This is a genomic window from Gemmata sp. (genome assembly GCF_051859125.1).
GTDB lineage: Bacteria > Planctomycetota > Planctomycetia > Gemmatales > Gemmataceae > Gemmata.
The window spans coordinates 1-7,904 of record NZ_JBHYGG010000142.1 but is presented as its reverse complement, the minus strand read 5'-3'; the positions used below and the strand labels follow the sequence as shown (position 1 = coordinate 7,904).

Sequence of the window (7,904 nt, the reverse complement as noted above, 5' to 3'; positions counted from 1 at the left end):
CCTCGGGGAGTCCCCAAGCACCGGCCTCACAGAGGCCGGCTACAGGAAGCCATCAACCAGACTTGGTATCACTTCTTCCCGAGGCAGAAGAGCTTTCCCTTGTCGGTGCCGACGAGGACGCAGTCGGGGCCGACCGCGGCCGAGCCGCCGACCGGCGAGTCGAGTTCGAGCTCCTGGAGCTTCTTGCCGGTCTTCAGGTCGAGCACGTAGAAGTTGCCGTCGTCGCTCAGGCACCCGACGTACACGCGGTCGCCGACGATCACCGGCGACGCGTCGACCTGCCCCGCGGTCGCGAAGCTCCACTTCTCGGTGCCGGTCGCCGCGTCGATGGCGTACACCTTCTTGTCGCGGCTCCCGGCGACGACGAGGCCGGCGGTCGCGGCCGGCGACCCGTGGAACGGCTGCTGCCGCTTCGGGGCCTCGAACGCCCACGTCTTCTTGAGGTTCTTGAGGTCCGCCCCGACCACCTGGTTGGACTCCATGCACGCGAACACCGCGTCGCCCACGACCGCGGCCGTCGCGACGGTCGAGCCGTTCAGGTCCACGTTGCCGAGTTCCTTGCCGGTCTTCGCGTCGATGACGTGCAGGACGCCGTTCTCGCACCCGGTCGCGAACGTGCGGTCGCCGACCACGGCCGCGGCCGCGTTGATCGGCCCGTCCACCGCCGTCGCCCAGAGCTTCTTCCCCTCGGGCGACAGGCAGTACAGGTTCGAGTCGTGCGAGCCGAAGATGACGTTGTCGCCGTGGAAGTTCGCCGACGCCTGGATCTCGCCCTCGGCCTCGAACTTCCACACCACCTTCCCGTCGGCGTCCACGCAGTGGAACACGCCGTCGAGCGTGCCGACGTACACGCGGCCCCCCTTCACACCTGGCGACGCCTTCATCGCCCCGAGCTTCACCTTCCACTTCTGCTTGCCGGTCGCGAGTTCGAGGGCGTACAGGTGCTTGTCGAGGGAGGTGACGAACACGGTGTCGCCGACGACCGCGGGGGCGCTCTCGACCGCGTCGCCGCACTTGAACGCCCACCGCTCTTCGAGCTGGTCGGGGAGCTTGGCGACCCCCACGCCGGTCATGGTGGCGTCGCCGCGGAACACCGGCCAGTCGGCGAGCGCGAGGCCGGACATCAGGAGCAGGACCGAGACGGCGGGAAGATAGCGGCTCATGTTCGGCCCCTCGGCGGGTGGGTCACCAGGCGGATTCGTAGAGCGCCAGGATGTCGTCCTCGGCGACCGGCCGCGGGTTGAACCGGGCGGTCCACTGCTGGTTGGCTTCCTCGGCGAGCAGGTGCAAGATCGTCCGGCTCACCCCGCACTCGTTGAGCGACTGCGGGAGGCCCGCTGCGGCGGTCAGTTCACTGATCCGGGCCGCGATCGCCTCGCCGGCCGGCCGGCCGTTCGCCGGGGCGTGGTCGCCGAGCAACTGGGCGTAGAGGCGGTCCACCTCGGGGTTCTGCGACGCGTTGAACCGGATCACGTGCGGGAGCATGACGCCGATCGCGACGCCGTGGGTGACGCCGTAGTGGGCCGTCAGCGGGTTCGCGCAACTGTGGCACACGCCGAGCATCGCGTTCTCGATCGCCATGCCCGCGAGGTACGCCCCGACCTGCATCGCCGACCGCGCCGCGAGGTCGGTCGGGGTCTTGAGCACGGCCTCGAAGTTCCGCTCCAGGTGCCGGAACGCGGCCGCCGAGCACATCTGCGACACCGGGTTCCGCTTGGTGCAGACGTGCGCCTCGACCGCGTGCGCGACGGCGTCGATGCCGGTCACCGCGGTGACCGACTTGGGCTGCGAGAGGGTGAGTTCGGGGTCGAGGATGGCGACGCGGAACGCGGCCTTCTTGTCGCCGCACGCCATCTTCAGGTGGGTCCGCTCGTCGGTGATGAGCGCGTAGCTCTGGGCCTCGCTCCCGGTGCCCGAGGTGGTGGGCACGCCGACCGACGGGAGCATCGGCTTCGTGGCCCGGTCGTGGCCCTTGTAGTCGGCCATGCGGCCGCCGTTGGTGAGGATGAAGTTCACCCCCTTGGCGCAGTCCATCGAGCTGCCGCCGCCGACGGCGACGATGCAGTCGACGTGGTGGGTCCGGGCGAACACGACCCCCGCGTCGACCTCGCGCTCGGTCGGGTTCTCCTTGACGCCGTCGAACGTGAACACCGCGAGCCCGGCCTCGGTCATGACGCGGGCGGCCCGCTGCGGGTGCCCGGCCGAGGCGAGCCCCGGGTCGGTGACCAGCAGCACCCGCGACCCGCCGACGGCCCGCACCGCCTCGCCGAGGCGCGCGAGCGCCCCGGCCTCGGAGACCACCCGGCCGAGCGGCTGGAAGTCAAACGCCGGCAGCGGCCCGCGGGGCGTGCTGGAGGGCGCGCTGCTTGTAGAGGTGGGTGAAGAGGTTCCCTTCATGCGGCTGGTCCCAGGTCAGGCGGTTCGTTGGCAGCGGCCCGATGTTCAACCGCTCGATGTTCGCGCACGCCATGCACTCGGCGATGAACCCGGTGTCGTCGGTCAGCGCGGTGGCCGCGAGGGTGTACCCAATCCGCTTCAGAACGTCGGCCTGCGGGTATTCTATGACGCTCGCGTACGGGAACAGGAACTCCTTGTTGGCCAGCGGGTGGTCCGGCGAGTCGCACCGCACGATGGTCGGGAGGAGGTACGCGATGCGGCCCTCCTTGACCAGCCGCGGGGTGCCCCGGACCTCCTGGGTCACGTCGCGGGCGCCGGGGGTCTTGAGCCCCTCCTCGATCATGCCGTTGATCGCCTCGGCGACCTCGGGCTTGGCGAACGCGCTGATCTCGGCGGCCGGGTCGTCCCACGCCCGCGGCTTCACCCCCGCGAGCTTCTTGGCGAGCCCGAGGGCCAGCGCGTCGGCGTTGCGGGGGGTCCACACGGCGCTGGCGTTCACGCACGCCCGGCCGCCGTTGGCCGCGATCGATTCCACGAGCAGGTCCGCGTACTTCTCCCACGAATCGGCCTGGTCCTCGCCGAAGATCATCTTGCTGTACCCGGTCCCGTGGATCTCGACCCGGTGGTCGTTCTTGTACGGGGCCATGCTCCGGTCGTCGCCGAACGCCATGCTCCGGCCGCACAGCCGCAGGATGTCGGCCGAGCCCGCGTGGTCGGTCGGCAGGAACCCGAGGACGTTCTGCGGCACGCCGGCCTTGATGAACGCCTGGAGCACGCGGTACGGGGTCCACGGCTCCTCGCGGCCGGGCTTGAGCAGCAGCGGGATCTTGAACGCGAGCGTCGGCACCCACAGCGAGTGGACGCCCGGGGAGTTCGACGGAAGCACCGCCCCGAACACGTCGGTCGTGGGGTAGAACGCCTGCATCCTGCCGGTGGAGGTGGTGTACCCGGTGTCGAGCGCCTCGACGGGCAGCCCGCGGGTGAGCCCGGCGATCACCTCCTCGATGTTCGCGAGGACGTACTGCACCTTGCGGGCGTTCCGGTCGCAGAACACCATCGCGCTGCCGGTCGTGGCCGACAGGTTGCGGACGTACTCGTCGAACGTGAGTTCGGCGTCGCCGCACGGGAGCGTGGCGTTGAGGAAGTAGTCCGCGGCCTTCTTGTACATCGCGAGGATGTCGCGGACCGGGATGGCGGCGAGCTGTCGGTGGGCGCGCTCCATCTGCCCGAGGTCGCGGGCGATCATGGACCCGGTGACCTGGCTCACCTCGGCGACTGGCTCGCCGGTCGCGTGGTGGACCAGCGTGGCCTTGTCCATGCTGGTGTAGACCTTGCCGAACCGCAGCGCGGGAATCTGGATCATGGGTGTGGGTTCCGTTACTTTTTCTTTTTCGCGTGCTTCTTCAATAGTTCGGCGGCCCACTCCGCGTCGCTCCGGTCGAGCGGCGGGTCAGGTGGGACGTCGTATGAGACCTTGTCCGAGTACCGCCCCTCGTCGTAGACGCGACTCAGACACCCGCCGAGGTTCAGAGGCACGTCACTCAACTGGTTGTTGACCGGCACCGGGATAGTCGGCAGTGATTCCCGGACGGAGAAAGCCCACGTTGCGGTCGCGGGGTAATCGTCCCGTTGGCAAGAGAAAACGTAGTAGTCTGATACCGGTGGTGTCGGGCGACCCATCGGCAGGCGGTGCCCTGCCCGTAGCAGATCAATTTCCACCAGATTCACCGTCGCAAGGTACTCCCGACGCTTCTGAACGTACGCACCGCGATCTTCTCCCGCACCCTTGTTCGACGGGCTGAGAATTTCGATGACAGTGAACACGCGTTCCCCGCGGGCGGTCTGAACTTGCACGAAGCGATTCTTCCGCTTCCGATTCTTCGGTAGCTTACCACGGGTGGTGGGAAGGGTGACCTGCACCCCGGCCGACACCTTCCCGCCGCCCGTTCGTTTCTCCGACTCGGGCAGGAACACGTCGGGCTTTCCGAGAAGGGTTTCCTCTTCCGACTCCGTGTCATGCACCCAGAGGTATTCGTCGATCTCGGCGACAACGCCGTCCGGCAACACCCGGTTGAGTTCGGTCGCGACGGCAACGATCAGCCGAGTGTGGACCCCCCCCCACCGGGCGGGGGCTTCGAGGTACGGGTCCATTCCGGGAAACGGCGACGGCATCGGTAGCCCCCGAACTCCGGTCGCTTACGCTCCCGGCTCGCCAGGAATCAATACACGCCGACCACGGTGCCGCCGGCGAGCTTGGCGAACGGGCGGACGCCGCTGACCCCGTCCCACGGGTACTTCTCGAACGGCTTCTCCCGCTCGCCCTCGTCCCGCTCCGGGAACCGCGGCACGAAGAACTCCTTCGTGAACGTGCTCAAGAGCACCCGGCCGGTGCCGCCGTAGGGGACGACCTCGTCGAAGTTGTCGGGGTTCACCACCTCGATGACGGCCCGCGGCTGCGGGGCGTAGTAGCTGATCTTGTACCCGTCGTGCGGGCCGACCGGCTTCGAGCACGCCAGCCCCATCAGCGTGTTGCCGTAGGTCGGGGTCATGTAGACCTCGCCGTTGTCGAGCATCTCCTCGATGGCCTCGCGGGTGAAGTCCGGGGTGAACTCGGTGCCGCCCGAGAAGATGCCGGTGATGCCCGTGCTCTTGATCGACCGCAGCCCGCCCGAGGGGACCGGCTTGCCGAGCGAGCGGTACGTGTCCTCGAGCTTGCCGTTGCGGAGCGCCTCGTCGAGCGCCGCGAGGAGCTTCGGCGTGGTGAACATGCACTTGATGTCGTGCCCGCCGGCCAGCACCGTGAGCGCCTGCGCGATGCAGTGGTCCTTGTACGCCTGGGCCTCGGCGACCTTGCGTTCCTTCAGGCACTTCACGACGTACCGCGGGTCCAGGTCGATGGCGAAGCAGATGCCGCCGCGGTACTGGGCCAGGTGCTCGATCGCGAGCCGGAGCCGCCGCGGGCCACTCGGCCCGAGCATGAGCCAGTTGCTCCCCTCCGGGAAGAACTGGTCGGGCAGCGTGTCCGACATCATCTCGTAGTCGATCTTGAAGTCGTCGATGACGATGCGGGACTTCGGCAGGCCGGTGGTGCCGCCGGTCTCGAACACGTACACGGCGCGGTCGGCCATGCCCTTCGGCACCCACTTGCGGACCGGCCCGCCGCGGAGCCACTCGTCCTCGAAGATCGGGAACTTCTTGACGTCGTCCCACCCGTTCACGTCGGTGAGCGGGTTGAAGTTGAACGTCTTGGCCTTCTCCAGCCAGAACGGGGTGCCGGTCTCGGGGGTGAAGTGCCAGCGCACGGTCTCGCGGACGTGCGCGTCGAGCTGCGCGCGGGCGTTCTTGATCTTCTCTTCGAGCGTCGCTCCGGTGACGGGCGCGGGCTTGCCGGGGGTGTCTTTCACGGTGGGATGGCTCGGTTGGGGAGTGGTGCGGTTCTCAGGTATTCATAGCCGGACGGGCGCGCCCGCGGACGGTGAATCCGCGGGCTTTTCCCGACCCGGGCGCGGCCGGGGCGGCACGGACCGCACCCGATACATACCGGATCGCGTGGTTCAGTGGCCCCTGGTGGGGCAGGCATTCGTGCCTGCCTCCGGTCGCGTCGGGAGGCAGGCACGAATGCCTGCCCCACCAGACAGAATCCAATCCAAAAGGCCGGGTCGTCACTTGCCGCACTTGAAGGCGTACAGCGTCTTCTCGGTCATGACGTACAGGACGCCGTTGGACACGACCGGGGTGCTGCGGACCGGGGCGTCGAGTTCGACCTTCGAGAGCAGGTACGCCTTCTCGACCGCGGCCCGGACCTTCTTGTGCTCCTCACGGGCGGCCTTCGGGGTCGCGGCGGTCGCGCCGGCGGCCACCTCGTCGTACACCTCCTGCTTCTTCAGGTGCTTGAACGTGAACAGATCGCCCTGGTCGTTGGCCAGGAGGATCTTCCCGTCCACGTAGTACGCCGAGCCCCAGATCGAGGCCTTGGTGTCGTACTGCCAGAAGTGCTTGCCGGTCTTGGCGTCGAGGCAGTGCAGGAACCCGCTCAGTTCCGCGATGTACACGACGTCATCGACGATGCACGCGGTGGACATGGTGCGGCCGAACTTGAAGTCGCGGGGCGCGTTGGGCCGGTCCTCGATGCCGCCGTACCGCCACAGCTCGCACGAGTTCGGGTTCGGCCGCTCGTTGATCGGCTCGCCCGGCTTCTTGTACCCGTCCACGAGGGTCTTCGACACGTCGCCCTTCTTGTCCTTCTTCGGCCCGATGCAGTAGAAGTGCGCGATGCCGGTGCTGTGCTCCGGGTCCTGGCCGATGCCGATGTACACCTTGCCGTCGTACACGATCGGGGTGCCGATGAAGTCGTTGCGGGTGCCGGTGCCGCCGAGCTCGTAGACCGCGTCCTTCGGGTTGCAGTCGAACTTCCAGATCAGCTCGCCGGACTCGGGGACGAAGCTGTACAGCCACCCGTCGCCGCCCGGGAAGATGACCTGCTTGACGCCCTCGATCTCCGCGAACACCGGGTTCGACCACTGGCCGTGCATGATGTTCCGGCCCGGGGCGTTGCTCTTCCACAGCACCTTGCCGGTCTTCTTGTCGAGGGCCAGGAAGCTCGGGGCCTCGGGCGACGGGATGTTCAGGTGCTGCGCGTCCACGCCGTTGGCCGTCACGACGAACAGGATGTCGCCGACGATGAGGGGGGAGCCGGCCGACATGTTGTGCGGGAACACGTTGAGTTCCTTGATCATGTCGAGTTCCCAGATGACGTCGGCGTCACTGGGGTCCTTGAACTCGACCACCTTCTTCGTCGCCTTGTCGAGGAACGAGAGCGGCTTGCCCTGCACCCCGTTGGCCATGCCGTTGGCGTCGGCGCACACGACCGTACAGCGGTTGCTGACGTAGTAGACGCGGTCGCCCTCGACGCTGGCGGTCGAGCACACGCCCTCCTTCTCCCAGTCGTTCACCTGACCGGCCGGGAGCTTCTCGTGGACCGCCTGCCACAGGAACTTGCCGGTCTTCTCGTCGAAGCACATGACGACGCCGCGGTCGATCGGCTCGCCGTCCTTGCCCACGTCGCGCTTGTTCCGGGGCTGCTCGTTGTTGGTGCCGCACACGATCTTGCCGGCGGCGATGATCGGGCCGCCGTAGGCGCGGCTCCCGAGCGCCGCCTTCCACAGCACGTCCGCCCCTTCCGGGTCCACCTTGTCGGGGACGCCCTTGTCCTTCGTGTTGACCATGTTCCGGTCGAGGGTGCCGCCGAACATGGTGTGGTCGCTCGGGCCGGCCTTCTTCTCCTCGGTGCCGGGCTGCGCGTTGGGCGCGGTGCCGCCGGAGAAGACGACGGCAGCACCGAACACCATCAGGGTGCCGCTGGCGAGGAGCGCTTTGGAGGTCGCAGAGAATCGGTTCATGTGGGGTATCCGCTGTCGGGGGAGTGTACTGTGTTGGGTCGTTCGCCTCACGCGGGCCGCCACGGAGGGCGGCCCCTACCAGAGGCTAGTTTCGTAGGGGCCGCCCTC

At 68.0% G+C, this 7,904-nt stretch carries 6 protein-coding genes; all 6 read right to left on the bottom strand.

Annotated features, from left to right (window positions below; genetic code table 11):
* Window positions 1-68: 68 nt before the first annotated feature.
* The 6 genes from ACTIGN_RS14300 to ACTIGN_RS14275 all read right to left on the bottom strand — a co-directional run bounded on the left by ACTIGN_RS14300 (window position 69) and on the right by ACTIGN_RS14275 (window position 7,796).
* Window positions 69-1,163 carry an outer membrane protein assembly factor BamB family protein gene (locus tag ACTIGN_RS14300; protein WP_439624922.1) on the bottom strand — a complete coding sequence of 365 codons (1,095 nt, stop codon included), beginning with the start codon at window positions 1,161-1,163 and terminating at the stop codon, window positions 69-71.
* 22 nt (window positions 1,164-1,185) lie between these two features.
* The gene (locus ACTIGN_RS14295; RefSeq protein WP_439624920.1) at window positions 1,186-2,301 is read right to left on the bottom strand and encodes an iron-containing alcohol dehydrogenase; all 1,116 of its coding nucleotides are present in this window, start codon (window positions 2,299-2,301) and stop codon (window positions 1,186-1,188) included.
* Between the two features lie 19 nt (window positions 2,302-2,320).
* Window positions 2,321-3,760: an aldehyde dehydrogenase family protein gene (locus tag ACTIGN_RS14290; RefSeq protein WP_439624918.1), complete on the bottom strand. Its 1,440-nt coding sequence runs from the start codon at window positions 3,758-3,760 to the stop codon at window positions 2,321-2,323.
* 14 nt (window positions 3,761-3,774) lie between these two features.
* Window positions 3,775-4,569: a DUF4058 family protein gene (locus ACTIGN_RS14285; protein ID WP_439624917.1), complete on the bottom strand. Its 795-nt coding sequence runs from the start codon at window positions 4,567-4,569 to the stop codon at window positions 3,775-3,777.
* A gap of 47 nt (window positions 4,570-4,616) precedes the next feature.
* Window positions 4,617-5,801, bottom strand: a complete 1,185-nt coding sequence (locus ACTIGN_RS14280) for a hypothetical protein (RefSeq protein WP_439624915.1) — start codon at window positions 5,799-5,801, stop codon at window positions 4,617-4,619.
* A 258-nt stretch (window positions 5,802-6,059) separates the two neighbouring features.
* Entirely contained in the window at window positions 6,060-7,796 is a 1,737-nt protein-coding gene (locus ACTIGN_RS14275) for an outer membrane protein assembly factor BamB family protein (RefSeq protein WP_439624913.1), read from the bottom strand.
* Window positions 7,797-7,904: the final 108 nt, after the last annotated feature.

Bases quoted from the DNA above. Each gene is read 5' to 3' on its own strand.
- ACTIGN_RS14300 (WP_439624922.1), bottom strand. From the start codon at position 1,163: ATGAGCCGCTATCTTCCCGCCGTCTCGGTCCTGCTCCTGATGTCCGGC.
- ACTIGN_RS14290 (WP_439624918.1), bottom strand. From the start codon at position 3,760: ATGATCCAGATTCCCGCGCTGCGGTTCGGCAAGGTCTACACCAGCATG.
- ACTIGN_RS14285 (WP_439624917.1), bottom strand. From the start codon at position 4,569: ATGCCGTCGCCGTTTCCCGGAATGGACCCGTACCTCGAAGCCCCCGCC.
- ACTIGN_RS14275 (WP_439624913.1), bottom strand. From the start codon at position 7,796: ATGAACCGATTCTCTGCGACCTCCAAAGCGCTCCTCGCCAGCGGCACC.